Here is a 15,905-nt window from a genome sequence, read left to right on the forward strand (position 1 = left end):
GGCCTAGCCTTCGGCCTCGCCTCCGTTCACCTTCGCCTCGGTGCGCACCCAGATACCGGTCTTGCGCATCATGTCGTAGAAGGTAGGACGGGTAACGCCTACGGTACGCGCCGCCAGGGACACGTTGCCGTTGGCGCGCTGCAGGGCGTTGAGCAACAGGTTCTTCTCGAATTGGCGGCGGGCCTCCCGATAGCTTTGGGTGGCGTCGCCGGAACCGTCCAATTCCAGATCGGCGTCCTCGATCACGTTCCCTTCGGCCACGATGGAGGCGCGGTTGAGCCGATTCTGGAGTTCGCGCACGTTACCGGGCCACCCATGGGCCAGTAAGGCTTTCTCCGCGCGCGAGGACAGCCGCAGGCGCGGCCGCCCGAAACGGGCCCGGTTCTGCTCCAGGATCGCTTCGGCCAGGATGAGCACGTCGCGCCCGCGCTCCCGCAGGGGCGGCACGCGCACCTCGAACTCGCTCAGCCGGTAATAGAGATCGCTGCGCAGGGCCCCGTCATTGCCGGTCAAAATGGGCCGGTTGGTGGCGGCGATGACGCGCACGTCCAATACCCGCGATTTGCTTTCGCCGATGCGTTGCAGGCGCTTGTCCTGTAGGAAACGCAGCAGTTTCACCTGCAAGGCGGGCGGCATGTCGCCGATCTCGTCGAAGAACAAGGTGCCGCGGTGCGCGGTTTCGATGAGACCGGCCTTGTCCTCGTCCGCGCCGGAAAACGATCCCTTCACGTACCCGAAAAGCTCCGATTCCAGCAGCGTTTCCGGGATGGCCCCGCAATGGATGGGAACGAAGGGGTGGCGGGCGCGTTGGCCGCCCTCGTGGATGGCGCGAGCGCAGAGCTCTTTGCCCGTGCCGCTTTCGCCGGTAAGCAGGACGTTCACGTCGGTCTGGGCCAGGCGATGCAGGGTCGCGAACAAATTCCGCATGGGCTCGCTTTCGCCCAACATCGGTTTTTCGGCCGTCACCGGCGTCCAGGAAGGCTGCTCGTCGGGCACGCTTTCCAGGGAACGCATGCGGATGGCCCGGTCCAGCGCCGCTTCCAGCTTGCCGATGTCCACAGGCTTGGCGAGGAAATCGAAGGCTCCCCTCCGGATGGCCTCGCGGGCCAGGGCATCGTCCTCCTCCCCTATGATCACGATGACCTTGGCGGCCCGGTCGGCCGACAAGATCGCGTCAATCACCTCCAGGCCGCGATCCGCGCGGCCCTCCAATCCCAAGTCGAGGCAAACGATGGGCGATCCCCCCTCGGCGGCCAGTTCTTTGGCCGTCGCGAGGGAATCGGCTTCCAGTATCTCGAAATGCTCGCGTAGCGCCCACTTGAGCTGATCGCGCAAGCCGGCATCGTCTTCCACGAGGATGAGTCTAGTCATGGCCAAGGTATCATGCATTGTGCTCTCCTCCACATCCCCGGCGCTTCCGTTGGGGCGGAAGCCCCGGGAACCGGGCCGCGTGCGGCCCATGGTTAGGAGGGCGATATGCGGAACTCACCCTCGCTTGGCCGCTTGGATCTAATGGGATCCGGGCTTATCGGCTTCGGCGAAGGATGAATTCCGCATGGCGTCCTCATCGGTTAAGATAAATTTCCCGACTGCCGCAAGATCAGGTTGTTCCCGGATCCGGTCCCCGTTATACCCGCTTTCTTTCCGCTTTACGGAGAAGTCCGTCCTCGTGGAGGGGGCGTCGAGAATTTTATTTATCCCTACACGCTTACCGGTTTTACAAGCCTGGAGTTATTCCGATGAAACCTGCCTGGACCGTTATCTGCATGAAACGTCTGATTGATTTCCTGGCCGGATCGGCTGGCATGTTGATCATGGCCCTGGTCCATCCCATCCTAGCCCTGCTCATCAAACTGGAGTCGAAGGGACCTGTACTATATAGCCAGGAACGCGTGGGCATGAACCGCCGCTCGCGGGGCCCGGCGGGAATTCCCCCCGGCGGGATCGAGCGCCGGCAGTCCAACATCGGCGGGAAACCGTTCAAGATCTGGAAGTACCGGACCATGCGCCTCGACGCGGAAGCGGCGGGACCGCAATTGGCGAAAAAGGGGCTCGATCCGCGCGTGACCCGGGTCGGCAAATGGCTGCGCGCGCTCCACATCGACGAAATCCCGCAGTTCCTGAACGTGATCCGCGGGGAGATGAGCCTGATAGGCCCCCGCCCGGAACGCCCGCACTTCACGCGGCAATACACCGCCAACCTGCCCCATTACTCCGATCGCACCCGGCACATCCGCCCCGGGCTTACCGGCCTGTCGCAAGTCCTGCTCGGTTACGATGATTCCCTCGAAAGCGTGGTGCGCAAGACCCATTTCGACATGTCCTATCGCGCTTCCTTTTGCAGCCTCGCCTCTTGGATCAAGATGGAGGCCTGGATCGTGTGGTACACAATTACCTATCTGTTGCAGAAGCCCCAATTCGAAGGCGAGACCCGCGAGCTGGCCGTGCTCAAACGCGCCAAGCAATTGCCCTTCCAGGGCCGCGCGCAATCCCCGGTCCCGGCCCGGACCCGCGTCGCCATCACCTTCGGCAGGGAAGCCCGGCCGGTGGTTTTGGCCGGCTCCAACCCCGCCGAACTCGCCGCCCGCTTCGATGCCCTGGAGTTCGAAGGTCGCCCCGCGCCCGAGGTCATCGTGCATGCCAAGCCGCACTTCGATCTCGAGGACGTGGGATTCCTGGTGGGATTGGCCCATAAGGTGAAGCATTATGGCGGCCGGCTTGAGCTGCGCAACGCCCCGCCGGCGGCCCGCAAGATCTTGCGGGAGATGCGCATGGATTCCGTGCTCAACGTGCAGCATGCGTATCAAGGCGTCCGCAACTTCCTCACGGTGGACGTCGAGTGCTGGTTCCATGCCTATAATATGCGGGCGGTCGCGCCCAAGTGCGCCTGGCATACCCTCCCCTCCGGCATCGAACGGAACATGGAGAGGCTGCTCGACCTGCTGCGCGCCCACGAGGTCAAGGCCACCTTCTTCGTGCTGGGCTGGGTGGCCGATCGGCATCCGGAGGTGGTGCGCATGATCGATCGCGAGGGGCATGAGATAGGCACCCACGGTTACCATCATGATCTGATCACGGAGATGACCCCTGCCGAATTCGAGGACGATTTGCTCCGCTCCCTGGAAGCGATCTCGCGGAACGCCTCGCAACGCATCCGAGGCCATCGCGCCTCCAACTTCAGCGTGGTTTCCTCCACCCTGTGGGCGCTGGAAATCCTGGCCCGCCACGGCATGCAATACGATTCCAGCATCTTCCCCATCACCCGCAAGCGCTACGGGATAGGCGATTGGCCCAATCGCCATCCGCATACCCTGAAGCTGGCCGGCGGCCGTTCGCTGGTCGAATTGCCCATGTCCACCATGCAAGTGGCGGGCCGGCGCATGGCCGTCGCCGGCGGCGGGTACCTGCGCCTCTATCCTTCCCAGGTGACCGAACGCTTCATCGCCCAACAGAACCTGCGCGGCCTGCCCGCCATGGTTTATCTGCATCCCTGGGAGCTCGACGCGGAACAGACCCGGCGCAATCTGGGGATGATGGAGAGCTTCCAGCATTACGTCAATCTCGACACCACGGAATGGAAGCTGAACCGGCTGCTGCAGCGCTTCGCCTTCGGCCCGGTGTCGGAGACGCTCAAGTTGCCGCGTTTGCAGGCCATGCTGCGCCGTAACCCGGTCACCGTCCCCGAGCAATCGCCCGATTCCGGCCACCGGATCTCGGCGCCTTTCGCCCATCGCCCCGAGGTCCTCGCCGAAGCGATGACGACGGCCCAGGCGGCCCCGTTGTCCAAGGTCACCTGGCCACTCCAGATCGGCCCGACGGTCGATTGGACCCCCGTCCGCCGTATGGAAGAGGCGCAAGCCAGCGGGAACGGGAGCCAGAATCCCAACCGCGAAACCCCGAGAGGGATCGAAAACCCGAAAGGATTTTCGAGCGAAACCCCGGGGGAAGCGCGTCTGTTAGAGGACCTGGAGACGGTGCCGCAAGAGGTATAGAGACCCTAACGGAATGGCCGCTCGGCTACGGCCGGCGGCTCAAGTGCAGGCCGCCGACGATTCCAGGCGCAGGCAAACCTTCTCCATCATCCGGTTGAGGTCCGGCGCCCCCGCCAGCCCCGCCCGCAACGCATCCGCGTCCTGCACGTAACGCCCGCGTTCCGTCCCCGCGATGGATAGCTCGCTTCCGCACTCCCGCATCAGGGCCGCCTGCGAAGCCGCCGTCACTTCGGGATGGAATTGCAGCCCCAAGGCGCGCTCGCCCCAGAGAAAACCCTGGTTGGCGCAGGCGGAAGAGGACCCGAGAGGCACGGCGCCGGCGGGAATGCCGAAGGTATCCCCATGCCAATGGAAGGGCGTGAACCGCTCCGGGAAAACGCGGCCCAACCAAGTCGTCTTGGCCGCCTCGGACAGGCCGACCGGGAACCAGCCGATTTCCTTGGACGCATTGGGCTTCACTTCGGCGCCGAGCACGTGGGCCATGAGCTGCGCCCCCAGGCAGATGCCCAGCACCGCGGCGCCGCGATCCAGTCCCGCGCGTAGGGCGGCTTTCTCCGCCTTCAGCCAGGGGAACTCGGCCTCGTCGTGGACGCCCATGTGGCCGCCCATCACGATGATCCAATCGGCATCCGGGCCGGCGGGGATCTCTCCCGCGAAGAGGCGCACGTGGGCAAGCCTATGGCCGCGCCCGGCGAACCACGGCTCCATGCTTCCGAGGCCTTCGAAAGGGACGTGCTGGAAAACCTGAACGCTTAACGGGCGGGGGGCGGGCATGGTAACCTCCAAGTTACGGGGCGGGAAAGGACAGGGCGGCCGGACGACCGGACTCCGGTCGTCCGGATCAAATCAAATCGGCCGCGCGGCTTTCTTGAGGGACCAGTCCCGCAAAATCTCTTCGAGATCGTCCCTACCTATATGACCGCGCTGGAACTCGGATTCGGCGGCCAGTACGCCTTGGGCGAAAACCAATTCGCGCAGGTAGCCGTTCAGATGATAGCGACGATCCCGGCCCCGGCGGGCCGCGAGATCGCGCAATTCCCGCTGCATTACCGCTTGGCTGGAAAGGAGCGCCTTCAGGCTTTGCGGGCTGATCTGCTCCAGTACCGCGCCGTTGTTGAGCAACTCCCCCAATTCCTGGGGGCTGGCCGACACCGGTTTCATGCCGCCGGACCGGGCCTCCGTCCCGCTATCCTGAACGGTTTTCCCGTCTGCGCCGGCATGGGCGCCCGCGATGTCGGCATCGAAAAGGCTATCGAACTTGAACTGGGACAAATGAACCTGCGCGCCGTCCGCGGTCAGCGCGTCCTTGGCCATATCCATCAAGGTGGCCGCGCGGGCCATGCGGTCCTGGCGCTCCTCGGAGCGCGAGAACTCGAGGGCCCCGTATACTCCCAGGAAACACGCGCACAAAGTGAGGAGCATTCCCGAAAAAGCCGGGTTGCGGGCGTAGAACACCCTAGCGGACGGATGGAAGGTGGCCGCTGCCAAGACGATGAAGAGCAAGATGGCGGATCCGAAAGCCATGGAGGATACCCTGGCTTAATGTAGCTATTCCCTTTTCCCGCCGATCTGCGGGCGACCAGGCCCGGGGAATGTATTTTTGGGGGGTAATCCGCCCTAAAAGGAGTTTCCATGGCTATCCGTACGCTTGCCTTGGCCGCCTTGCTTGGAGCTGCCGCCGCGGCGACCTCCGCGCGCGCCGAGGATCTCAACCTCAAGGAAAAACCGGACACGGTCCAAGCCTCCATCGCGCCCTACAGCCTGGGGCTGGGCGCGGGGGTCCTATCGTCCATCAACAATGAGCTTTCCGATCGCAGCGCCGCCTTCCTGAAGCTCTCCGTCATCCAATCGATCCAGTTCACCGACCACGTGGCCGCCGGCTTGGATCTCGATTGGCTGCTGCCGGGGCAGAATTGGGGCGGGGACTTGACCTTGGACTACCTGATGCTGACCGGAGCCATCAAGCCATTCGTCGGGATCGGGGGCGGCATCCGTTACTTCGACAAGGCCGGCCCATTCGGGGATAACATCGGCGCATCCGGCACCGTGCACGCCGGCTTGATCCTGGACGTCATGGACGAGATGCAATTGCGGATCCGCGTACCTTACCACGTGGTCGCCAATAAGGCCATGGACCAGGGCGTGGGCATCGACGTGGGATTCCTATTCTCCTCGCCGTTGCGCACCACCAAGGTAAAGAAGCTGAAATACTGATCCGACGGGCGCTCTCGCGCCCCCGGAATGGCCTCGAAGCGGAAGTCAGGATTTAAGGCGCATCGATATTCAGCTGAATATCCTTTTTGACCTCTCCCAACGATTTCCCGTTCTTCGACTTAATGACGTCCAGGACCCGTCCGTCCAACGAAATGATTTTCAATTCCCCGTCCGAAAAATTCGCGCCCGCGGAGGCCGGTTGCATCAGCAATTTGCTTCTGTCGATGGAAGTGGTGCCTTGGCGTGGCTCCCAAGCATTGTTGGCGAGCGAAAGATACGCCTTCGCGTAACGGGTCCCGAACTCCTGGAACCCGGCCGGGGTGAAATGCCAGGTGTCGCGGCCGTTCCCCACCAAACCGGAGGACGAAACGTAGGCGCTGTGTTGGTATTTGGCCGGGAACCCGTCCACCATCTTGTTGAAGGCGGTATTGTTCGGCGGAGGATTAGTGTTGTCCGAGCGCAATTCACCGACGATCACGGGGGTTGCGGCATCGAGGCTCAGGTCCTTTTTGATGTTATCGAAAACCGTCATCGCCATCGCATCCCATGCCACGCTGGAACCGGAACCGCTTTCGCCTTGATGCAGAAGGATGCCCTTGATCACGCCGACCTGCTGGGCCAGTTTGCAACGCGCGATCATCCAGGCATAAGCGTTCTTCCCGTTGGGAGGCCCGATGCCCGCATTGGGCCCGTCCGGGAGGAAAACGTTCAAGGCGACCCCGGCCAAGGCGCAAGGGATGAGCCCGATGGTGATGTCGGAGCGGACCGAATCCAACAGGGTCTTGGCGAAAAAATCCCCCGGGCAAATGCCTTCGCTGCAATCATGCAAAGGCGGAAAAGCCGTGTACCATTTGTCCGTCGTCCGGCCTAAGGGAAATTGGCATTCCGGGCTTTTGCCGGAGCAATTCATATAGGCCATGACCTTCACCCGCGAAGTGGTATCGCATTCCTTGGCGACGACCGGGCTGGTGGCCCCGCCCCCCGTCATGTTCGATTGCCCGAAAAGCAGGAAGATGTGGTAGTTCGGATCCGGGGCGGCGGAAATTTTCCCGATCAGTAAAGAGGCCGCGAAAGCCGAACAAATAAAAATCCATCGCGATTTCATAACGTATTTCCGTTCTGTATTCGGCTTCGCCAGCTACCGGCCAGCCATCAGCGGTTAAAGTTCTCAGGCCCCACCCAACAGCCCCTAAATTACCCCCGACTTCCTAATGCCACAACAGGAGCATAGGCGATCGAGCCTGGTTTTCGGTTAATAAATCCCCCTGACCGGCGTTTTCAGGTTAATCCGGTCACTACCCTAGTCCCGCCATCCCGTTCTTCCCTTCCACCCGCATCCACGTTTGAGGAAGCCCCACTTGTGGTTCCCGCCCGGTCCTGCTACCTATTGTCGCTACCTATTTCGAAACGGAGGGATACCTGATGAAGCATTCCATAGCCACTTTCGCCATCCTTTGCCTGGCCGCCTCGCTGCGCGCCGGGGACATGAATCACGAACACATGGCTCCGCCCAAGGGTTCGGCCGAGCTCGAACGTTTGAAGTCCCTGGCCGGAACCTGGGAAGGCATGACGGAAAAGGTCAAGGACCAGCCGACCGTCGTCACCTACGCCGTGACCGGAGGCGGAAGCGCGGTGGAAGAGAAGATCATGCCCGGCACCCCCATGGAGATGACCACCGTCTATTACGACGAGGGCGGCAAGATCCGGCTGACCCATTATTGCGCGTTGGGAAACCATCCCTCCATGAAGCTGGACAAGACCGAAGGGAACAAGATGGAGTTCTCCCTCGTGGACGGGACCATCGGTAGCCCTGCCGAGATGCACATGCATGCCCTGGCGCTCTCGATGCCCGATAAGGACCACCTGGTCGCGGATTGGACGATGTTCGACAAGGGCGCCAAGAAGGACGTGAAGACGTTCAACCTCACGCGCAAGAAGGCGTAAACGTTCCGTGCGGCTTCGCGGGGGCGAAGCCGCTTACCGAATAAGGATGGTATCGCAGATCGCCTGGTACGCTACTTCATGTCGGCGCAGAGCAACGGCTTCTGCTGCTTCAGCCACACTCCCGCCCGCTCCTTGACATCCTTGGCGGCCGCCTCGGGCTTGGTATAGTAATACTGCCGGTTGGAACGGCCCGCGTAGGTATCCCCGTCGGAGGGATTGGAAACGAACTCCTTGGATTCGGGCAACCGCTTCTCCACTTCCCGCATGGTGGGCTCCTTGCCTTCCACCGATTTGGTGGCTACGATCAGCAGATCCTTTTTATAGACCTGGTAATTGATGACCAGATGGGCGGTGTAGGTCTTGGCCCAATCGTTCTTGTTGGGATCGCCGTTGATCTCCTTGAGGTAGCGCGAGTCCGAGGTGACCTCGGGTTCGATAGCCTCGGCTGAGGGCAGGGCGACGATGCACTCTTTCACGGCTTCGCGGCTGATCTCGGAGCTGCCGTCGGCGGTGCCGGTCGCGTTGATCAAGGTGACCGTTTTGCGCTCGACCTTATCGTGCGTCGCTTCGGCGGAGACGGCGAAATCGACGGCCAGGGTGACCCCTAATAAGATGGCGAGATGGCGATTCATTTTTTACTCCTCGGAATGCCGCCGGGGGCGCGGGCGTCGCGGCCTCCGCAAGACGGCCGTCGGATGAAAGTATAATTTTGCCGGCCCGCGGCCATTTAAGTAAACTATATGGCGCGTAAATCAGGAGGCTACATGTCCCGCATGCTCAAATCCGTCTTGGCCGCGGCCCTGCTCACGACGGGTTGCGCCACCAAGGTCACCCGCGTTTCCCACGATTCCACCATCGATCTCACCGGCAAGTGGAACGATACCGATTCCCGCCTCACGGCCGAAGAGATGGTGAAGGACTGCCTGAACGGATCCTGGTACAACAAGTTCGCAGCCAACAAGACCACCCCGACCGTGGTGGTGGGCGAGATCCGCAACAAGAGCCACGAGCATATCAGCACCGAGACTTTCATCAACGACATGCAGCGCGCCTTGATCAACTCGGGCAAGGTGGACTTCGTGGCCAACAAGACCGAACGCGGGCAGATCCGCGACGAGAAGTCCGACCAGGCCTCCAACGCCTCGGTGCAGACCCGGCAATCGGCGGGCGAGGAAAGCGGGGCCCAGCTCATGATGATCGGCGAACTCAATTCCATCGTGGACCAGGAAGGCGGAAAGGCCGTGGTCTTCTACCAGGTGAACCTGGAGCTGGTGGAAATCGAAAGCCATAAGAAGCTTTGGATCGGCGACAAGAAGATCAAGAAGTTCGTCGAGCGCAGCGAGACCAAGTTCTGAGACTGGCCGACAGGGCCCGGAATGGGACGGGGTCTTCGCCGCGCGCTGGTGCGGATCGTCCCGCCTTCCGTTTGGCCAATCCTCTCGCCGCCGCCCTCATGCTGGCGGCCCTCCTTTTCCAAGGCTGCGCCGACAAAAGCCTGCTCCGCTTCCAGAAGATCGCCGACGCCGCCGGCCGCGACGAGTACGCCAAGGCCGCCGCGGAAGTGGTTAAGAACAAAAGCCTGTACGGAAGCAACAACGCCCTCCTCTATCACATGGATCTGGGGGTGCTCTACCATTACGCCGGCCAATACGATTCCAGCATCGCGGAACTTTCCAAGGCCGTGGCCGTGCAGGAAGATCTCTTCGCCAAGAGCGTAAGCAACGAGGCCTTCGCCCTGGTCACCAACGACAACTCCCGGCCTTACCGGGGAAAGCCCCACGAAATCGTGCTCTTGCATCAGTTCCTGGCCTTCGATTACCTGGCGCTGGGGAAATTCGACGATGCCTTGGTGGAAGCCCGCCAGACCCAGCTCTACCTGGACGAACTCAAGCGCAAAGCGGGCCCTACGGGCAAAGGCTACGTAGACGACGGCATGTTCCGGTACCTATCGGCCCTGGCCTACCAGGCCGCGGGCCAGAAGGACGACGCCGCCATCTCCATGTACCAATCCGTCAAGGCCTACCGTAACGGGCCCGTTACCCTGCCCACCTCGGTCGCCCGCGGGGCCTATGCCTTCCTGAAGGCCCAGGATCGCGAAAACGACATCCAGGAACTGAAACTGGAGGGCACGCCTCCTCCGCAGGCGGGCGGCTCCATCGCCCCGGCCGACGTAGGCGGATCGGAAATCGTCGTGGTAGGGGAAGCCGGCCGCGCCCCGGCCCTGGATCAGAGCGTCTACTGGGGCACGTACGCCCGGGACGGCCTGCTGGTTCTCCACTACCATGACGCTAAAGGCAACGAGGTTACCCAAGCCCTGCCTGCCCCCGGCCTTCCCGCCTCCGAATTGGCGAAGGTGGCGCGCGGACGGCGCAACCGTTCCGGCACCACCTTCCACGTCAAGTTCGCCCTGCCGGGGGTGAAGGATGTCAAATCGGGGACGAGTTTCTTCTCCGTGGCCGGCGAAGCCGCCCCGGCCCCGATCAAGACCGAACCTCTCACGGACCTGCGTCCCCTGATGGAGAGCTATCTGGAAGAGAATCACGCCGCCATGCTTACGCGCACCGTGATTCGTGTCGTGTTGCGCACCATCGCGGCGCAGGAGACCAAGGACGCCATCTCCGGGAGCAACCCCCTTCTCAACCTGCTCTTCAATGTCGGGACCGATGTGTTGGCCGATCAATTGGAACAGGCCGATACCCGCACCTGGTTCCTGCTCCCTCGCACTATCCAGGTGGCCCGCATCCCCGTCAAACCCGGCGTCCACTCCCTCACCATCCAGGCCCATGACGCCAACGGCAATCCCCTCGCCACGCATCTATTCGACAATGTCGAGGTGAAGCCGGGCGAGAAGAAATTCCTCTTCTTCGCTTCCCTGAAATAGCCGAGGCCGTCGTTCAGAACAAGGCGCGCAAGACCGAGCGCGCCCCGGCCCGGATGTAGTAGAGACCCTTGGGCAGGCCGGCAGGCACTTCATATTTCCCCGCCGATAAGCGGCGCAAGGCCACCTGGCGCCCGTCTAGGGAAACCAGGGTCACTTCCCGGTTACCCCTGTAACCGTCGAGGCCGCTTCCGCCGTCATCCGGAACGAGGGTCAGGAACCGCCCTCGCAAGCGGATGGATTCCCCGGCGGACAAGCGCTTTGACCGGCCCACGGCCGTGGTAGAACCTCCCATCTCCCTCACCCACCTCTCCAGCAAGGCTACGGCGGGATTATTGACCTCGAAGGTGGCCAAGGGGGGCATTTGCATATAAATCAAATCGTAATCGCCCGGAGTGGTGTTGCGCGATTTCTCCCGAAATATTAAAACCGATTTTTCCGGATAGCCTGGAACGATCAGGGCGGGCACTATGGGCTCCGAATCCCCGTGGGTGACGTTGGCCGCATCGTTCGGCTTATAGTAGAGCGGGGGAACGGTATCCAGGCCAAAGCCCCAACCAGTTGCGCGGTTACGGAATTCCATGGCAGCCTGCATATCGTGGAAATCAAAATTATCCATCACGCCCATGGCGGCGCCTGCGCTAATACCACGGCGCCCATGGCAACCCGAGCAGTTGGCGGCGATGTAAGAGCGCGCCCGCAGGTCTACGCTGGCGCCGCTATCCTCGATGCCCCTCCAATGCGGGGAATCGTTCCAGGCGGCCGGCTTGCTACCCGCGAGTATCCCTTTGGAAAAAAACCAATCTAATTGGTTCAAGCCGGCGCTGTCCGGGGCGGGCCGATTGAGTTGGGCCGTGAAAAACCCCAGGACGCTCCGCTCATGGACCGTATCGGCCGTATTGGTCCGATGGCAGACCCAGCATTGGTAGATGGTCGGGAAATGCCACTTCTTGATGGCGCGCGACTTCCCGGACCCAGTTCCATTGGGCCAAACGGGTATGCTGTCATCCTTGCCGTGGATCAAATCGACGCGATCGGCGTCTTGCTGGTTCTTGCGCCATTTGTAGCTTACGCCATGCCAACCACCTATGGAGTTCGGATCGAGGGAATCGATTTTGTTGAAGAGCACCCGGGTTTCCCAGAGCACGCGGCTGCTGGAATCCCCGGGGATGGTATCAATGGATAATTCCTCCACGAATACGGCGCTGTCGGGATAGCCCCAATAATCGTCCTTCTCGGTGAAGGCGATGTGGCGGCCGGTTTTGAGGATCACCCAGTGGCGTTTCCTGGCGCCATCGCTCCATTGCGGGACATTGACTTCATAACGAAGGGCCTGGGGGATGAGCGCGGCATTTTTGCCCGGCGTAACCGCATACAGCCCCAAGGCGGATAAGGTTTTGGGGATGGCGGCCGTATCCCTCGTGTCCCAGTACCGGAAGCCCGAAGGCGCTGGGGCCGCCGGGACCGCGGCGCGGGCGATGAGGGCGGAGAAAGCCGCCAACATCGCCAGCACGATTAGGAAGGAGCGCGGATTGGATTCACGAACCGGCATATCGGGCTCCTTGGCCTTGGGTTTGAGACGGGGCGCTGCGCGGATGCCTGGCTTCAATTTATGTACGGAAGCCGATTCGATGGGGCGACCGGAAAAAACTTTCGTTTTCCCGGGGAGGACGAAATGGGCCTTCAACGACCGGGCGAACGAAAGGAAACCCGAAAACCTGGTCTTACCAATAAAAAAGGCCCCGCCATGCCGCGGGGCCTTTGACAATCTGAAAGTCCCTGTTCTTAGAACAGGTAGCGGGTGAAGTTCTGCTCGCCCACGCGGATGATGTAGACGCCCTTGGGCAGGCCCGACGGCAAGGCGAAGACATTGCGGCTGACCGCCTTCAAATCGAAGGTGCGACCGTTGATCCCCGTAAGCTTAACCGAAAGCTTGGAGGTCGCGGCGAAGTCCGCCGGGAGAATCACCAAGCCGCCGCGGATGACCGGGCTCTTCAACTGGGAGCGGACGGATGCGCCGTGTACTATTCCGACGTTGCCGGTCCCGTCTACAGGGAGGGGCACCATTTCCGTCACCCACCGCTCCAGAAGCGTGACAGCCGGGACATTGACCTCGAAAGTGGCCAAGGGAGGCATCTGCTCGTGGATGACGTTGTAGCCATCGGAGCTGGTATCGGGCAAGGTATTCCGAGACTTCTGGCGGAAAATCAGGACGGACTTGTTCGGATATCCCGGCACGACCAGAGCGGGCAAGATCGGCACCGAATCCCCATGAGTGATGTTCGCCGCATCGGTCTTCTTATAAAAGAGCGGCTGGAGGGTATCCAGGTTCCAACCCCAACCGGTTACGCGGTCGCGGAACTCCATCTGGACTTGCATTTGGAAGAAGTCGTAGTTCAGCTCTACGCCCTGGGTGGCGGAAGTGGCGATGCCGCGGCGGCCATGGCAGCCCGAGCAGTTGGCGCCGATGTAGGAACGGGCGCGCAAGTCCACGCTGGCGGTGCTGTCCTCGATGCCGCGCCAATGGGGCGTGGTCGCCGCGTCCCAATTCGACTTGGTCCCGGCGAGGATTTTCTTCTGGAAGAAATATTCGAGCTGATTGATGCCGGCGACATCCGGGTGGGGGCGGTTCAACTGCGCGGCGAAAAAGCCAAGCACGGCGCGGCCGTGGGTGGAATCGGTCATACCCGAACGATGGCAGGTCTGGCATTGGTAGATGGTCGGGAAGTGCCACTTCTTCATGATCGAGGTCTTGCCGACCCCGGTGCCATTGGGCCATACGCGGATGGCGGTGTCCAACCCGTGGGCCGTGTCCACGAGATCGGCATCGAGCTGGTTCTTGCGCCACACGTAGCTGTAGCCGTACCAGTGGTCGGAAACGCTTTTGTCGATGGTGTCCTTGATGTTCAACAGGACGCGGGTTTCCCACAGTACGCGGCTGTTGGTGTCCAGGCCGTTGGTATCGATGGCGAATTGCTTGATGAATACGGCGCTGTCGGGATAGGCCCAATAATCGTTTTGCTCTTCGTACTTGATGGAGCCGCCGTTATTGGCCCGATTGCGGTTCTTAAGCATGACCCAACGGGACTTATGCGCGTCATCGCTCCATAGCGCGCTGTTGACTTCGAAATGGAAAAGGTTGGTGTCCAATATCTTGGCCCGGATAGGCATGGCCGTGATGTTCTGGTAGATCCCCAACTCCGTCAGCGTCTTGGGAGGGGGGTTGTTCAGGGTGGGATTCCAATACTTGAAAGCCGCCGATGCCAACATCGGCATCCCCAAGATCAGCAATGATTTTTTCAATAATCCGGACTTAACCATGATAAACGACCCCCTAATGCCACGACGCGAACGCCTGGCGCGGTAGACATGTAACCCTTGGCCTAGATTTAATCAATATCGGACGGAAAATCTGGAAGTTTCTTGAGGAAAAAATGGCGGAGAAGCGGCCTAGGATTTTATTCTCCTCTAACCGGAAGCGCTTGTAAATCGGCGATTTAGGAGAATTTCCAAGAGAGGATTTTTCGCCTTCCGAGCAATCAGCCATTGGTTCTCCTCCCCCCCTCTAAATGGCCCCCGATTTGAGGGCATTTCCACGCATCCTGTCGAGATCATACCCTCGCCTGGGAGCGAAGGGAGGAGGGCGGCGGGAAATGCCGCTCCCCGATGGAGAGCGACGGTAGAAGAATCAGAAACCGGGGCGGACGATACGCTGCACGAACCAAAAGAGGCCGACGGCGGCGATCAAGGCGCTAACCGGCACCACCACGCGCTTGAAGTACCAGGGTTTCTTCCACATCCAGCCCGTGAGGGCCGCCGCCATGGCGACCACGGCGAGCTGACCGCCTTCTACCCCCAGGTTGAAGCTGACCAGCACCTTGAGGAACTGGTTCGCGGGCAGGCCCAGGCTCTTGAGCACCCCCGCGAAGCCGAGGCCGTGGATGAGCCCGAAGCCGAAAACGATGAGGAAGCGGGAAGGGCGCAGTTTGCGGTAGAAGATGTTTTCGATGGCCACCACCGCGATCGACAAGGCGATAAGCGGCTCCACGATGCGGGAGGAGAGGGAAAAGACCCCGAACAAGGAAAGCCCCAGGGTGATGGAATGCGCGATGGTGAATGCGGTGATCTGAACGAATAGGGGACGGAAGTAGGTGGCGAAGAAGAAGAGCCCCAGCACGAATAGGATATGGTCCAAGCCTTCGGGAAGGATATGCGTGAACCCCAGCCATAGGAAGCGGCCCACCACCGATTCCTGGGGTTGGGCTTGGGGCGGAGCCGCTTGGCCAGGGGCGGGAGCAGGCTGTCGGGCCGCCGCCAGCATGGCTTCCAGGGAATCCTTTTCGAGGGACATGGAGAAGCGATCATCCAGTCCGAGGAACTTGCGCCGGATTTCCGTTCCCTGGTAGAAGATGCGCAAATGGCATAAGGGCTGGATCTCGAACTCGGCGAACAGCTTGCTGTCGATATCCAGCTTTTTCGCTCCGGGGGGAATGGGATAGCGCAAGCGGAAGGCGACCGTAGTATCCATGTAGTCGGCGCTATCCATGTAGCGGGTGGAATATCCCGACCTCTTGCGGAACTCAAACAACCCCACGGGCGCGGCATGCCCGTCGACCTTGAAATCAAAGCGGGCTTCCAAGTAGTAGGCGAGCTTATCGCCGATCTCCTGCAATTTCGCCGGGGTGGCGCCCCAATAGTTGCCGGCTTGGGTGACCGACAAGATATCGTCCGGCTTCACCTGGATGCCCGCCTCAGCGCTATCGCCCTTGAGCGTGATATCGATCAGGGACGCGCCGTTGGGATGGGCCGACGCCGGCAGCGCGCCCAGGCAAACGGCGATCAGTAAACTGGCTAGGTAACGCATGCGGGTCAAATTA

13 protein-coding genes are annotated in these 15,905 nt (G+C 61.3%); 5 read left to right on the top strand and 8 right to left on the bottom strand.

What is annotated here, in order from left to right:
- Nucleotides 1-3 precede the first annotated feature (3 nt).
- Entirely contained in the window at nucleotides 4-1,389 is a 1,386-nt protein-coding gene (locus JF616_09535) for a sigma-54-dependent Fis family transcriptional regulator (GenBank protein MBW8887984.1), read from the bottom strand.
- Between the two features lie 377 nt (nucleotides 1,390-1,766).
- Between JF616_09535 and JF616_09540 the strand changes: the two genes are divergently transcribed.
- Nucleotides 1,767-3,992: a sugar transferase gene (locus JF616_09540; GenBank protein MBW8887985.1), complete on the top strand. Its 2,226-nt coding sequence runs from the start codon at nucleotides 1,767-1,769 to the stop codon at nucleotides 3,990-3,992.
- 39 nt (nucleotides 3,993-4,031) lie between these two features.
- Here JF616_09540 and JF616_09545 read toward each other — a convergent pair whose 3' ends face one another.
- Both JF616_09545 and JF616_09550 read right to left on the bottom strand, forming a co-directional pair.
- A complete protein-coding gene (locus JF616_09545) occupies nucleotides 4,032-4,766 on the bottom strand; it encodes a type 1 glutamine amidotransferase (GenBank protein MBW8887986.1) in 735 nt (244 codons plus the stop codon).
- A 72-nt stretch (nucleotides 4,767-4,838) separates the two neighbouring features.
- On the bottom strand, nucleotides 4,839-5,516 hold the full coding sequence (locus JF616_09550) for a hypothetical protein (protein MBW8887987.1): 678 nt from the start codon (nucleotides 5,514-5,516) through the stop codon (nucleotides 4,839-4,841).
- A gap of 108 nt (nucleotides 5,517-5,624) precedes the next feature.
- Between JF616_09550 and JF616_09555 the strand changes: the two genes are divergently transcribed.
- Entirely contained in the window at nucleotides 5,625-6,206 is a 582-nt protein-coding gene (locus JF616_09555) for a hypothetical protein (GenBank protein MBW8887988.1), read from the top strand.
- A 52-nt stretch (nucleotides 6,207-6,258) separates the two neighbouring features.
- Here the strand turns inward: JF616_09555 and JF616_09560 are convergent, their stop codons facing one another.
- Nucleotides 6,259-7,311, bottom strand: coding sequence for a hypothetical protein (locus tag JF616_09560; protein MBW8887989.1), 1,053 nt, complete (start codon nucleotides 7,309-7,311; stop codon nucleotides 6,259-6,261).
- Nucleotides 7,312-7,628: 317 nt separating this feature from the next.
- Here JF616_09560 and JF616_09565 point away from each other — a divergent pair, with 317 nt between their 5' ends.
- Complete coding sequence (locus tag JF616_09565; protein MBW8887990.1) at nucleotides 7,629-8,150, top strand: hypothetical protein; 522 nt, start codon at nucleotides 7,629-7,631, stop codon at nucleotides 8,148-8,150.
- 71 nt (nucleotides 8,151-8,221) lie between these two features.
- Here JF616_09565 and JF616_09570 read toward each other — a convergent pair whose 3' ends face one another.
- Nucleotides 8,222-8,782, bottom strand: a complete 561-nt coding sequence (locus JF616_09570) for a hypothetical protein (protein ID MBW8887991.1) — start codon at nucleotides 8,780-8,782, stop codon at nucleotides 8,222-8,224.
- 132 nt (nucleotides 8,783-8,914) lie between these two features.
- Here JF616_09570 and JF616_09575 point away from each other — a divergent pair, with 132 nt between their 5' ends.
- Complete coding sequence (locus tag JF616_09575) at nucleotides 8,915-9,505, top strand: penicillin-binding protein activator LpoB (GenBank protein ID MBW8887992.1); 591 nt, start codon at nucleotides 8,915-8,917, stop codon at nucleotides 9,503-9,505.
- A 71-nt stretch (nucleotides 9,506-9,576) separates the two neighbouring features.
- A complete protein-coding gene (locus tag JF616_09580; GenBank protein ID MBW8887993.1) occupies nucleotides 9,577-11,031 on the top strand; it encodes a hypothetical protein in 1,455 nt (484 codons plus the stop codon).
- A 13-nt stretch (nucleotides 11,032-11,044) separates the two neighbouring features.
- Here JF616_09580 and JF616_09585 read toward each other — a convergent pair whose 3' ends face one another.
- The 3 genes from JF616_09585 to JF616_09595 form a co-directional block, all read right to left on the bottom strand.
- Nucleotides 11,045-12,580 carry a hypothetical protein gene (locus tag JF616_09585; GenBank protein MBW8887994.1) on the bottom strand — a complete coding sequence of 512 codons (1,536 nt, stop codon included), beginning with the start codon at nucleotides 12,578-12,580 and terminating at the stop codon, nucleotides 11,045-11,047.
- A gap of 233 nt (nucleotides 12,581-12,813) precedes the next feature.
- A complete protein-coding gene (locus JF616_09590) occupies nucleotides 12,814-14,298 on the bottom strand; it encodes a hypothetical protein (GenBank protein MBW8887995.1) in 1,485 nt (494 codons plus the stop codon).
- A 418-nt stretch (nucleotides 14,299-14,716) separates the two neighbouring features.
- Complete coding sequence (locus tag JF616_09595) at nucleotides 14,717-15,892, bottom strand: HupE/UreJ family protein (GenBank protein MBW8887996.1); 1,176 nt, start codon at nucleotides 15,890-15,892, stop codon at nucleotides 14,717-14,719.
- Nucleotides 15,893-15,905 lie beyond the last annotated feature (13 nt).

It is taken from the genome of Fibrobacterota bacterium (genome assembly GCA_019509785.1).
GTDB lineage: Bacteria > Fibrobacterota > Fibrobacteria > UBA11236 > UBA11236 > Chersky-265.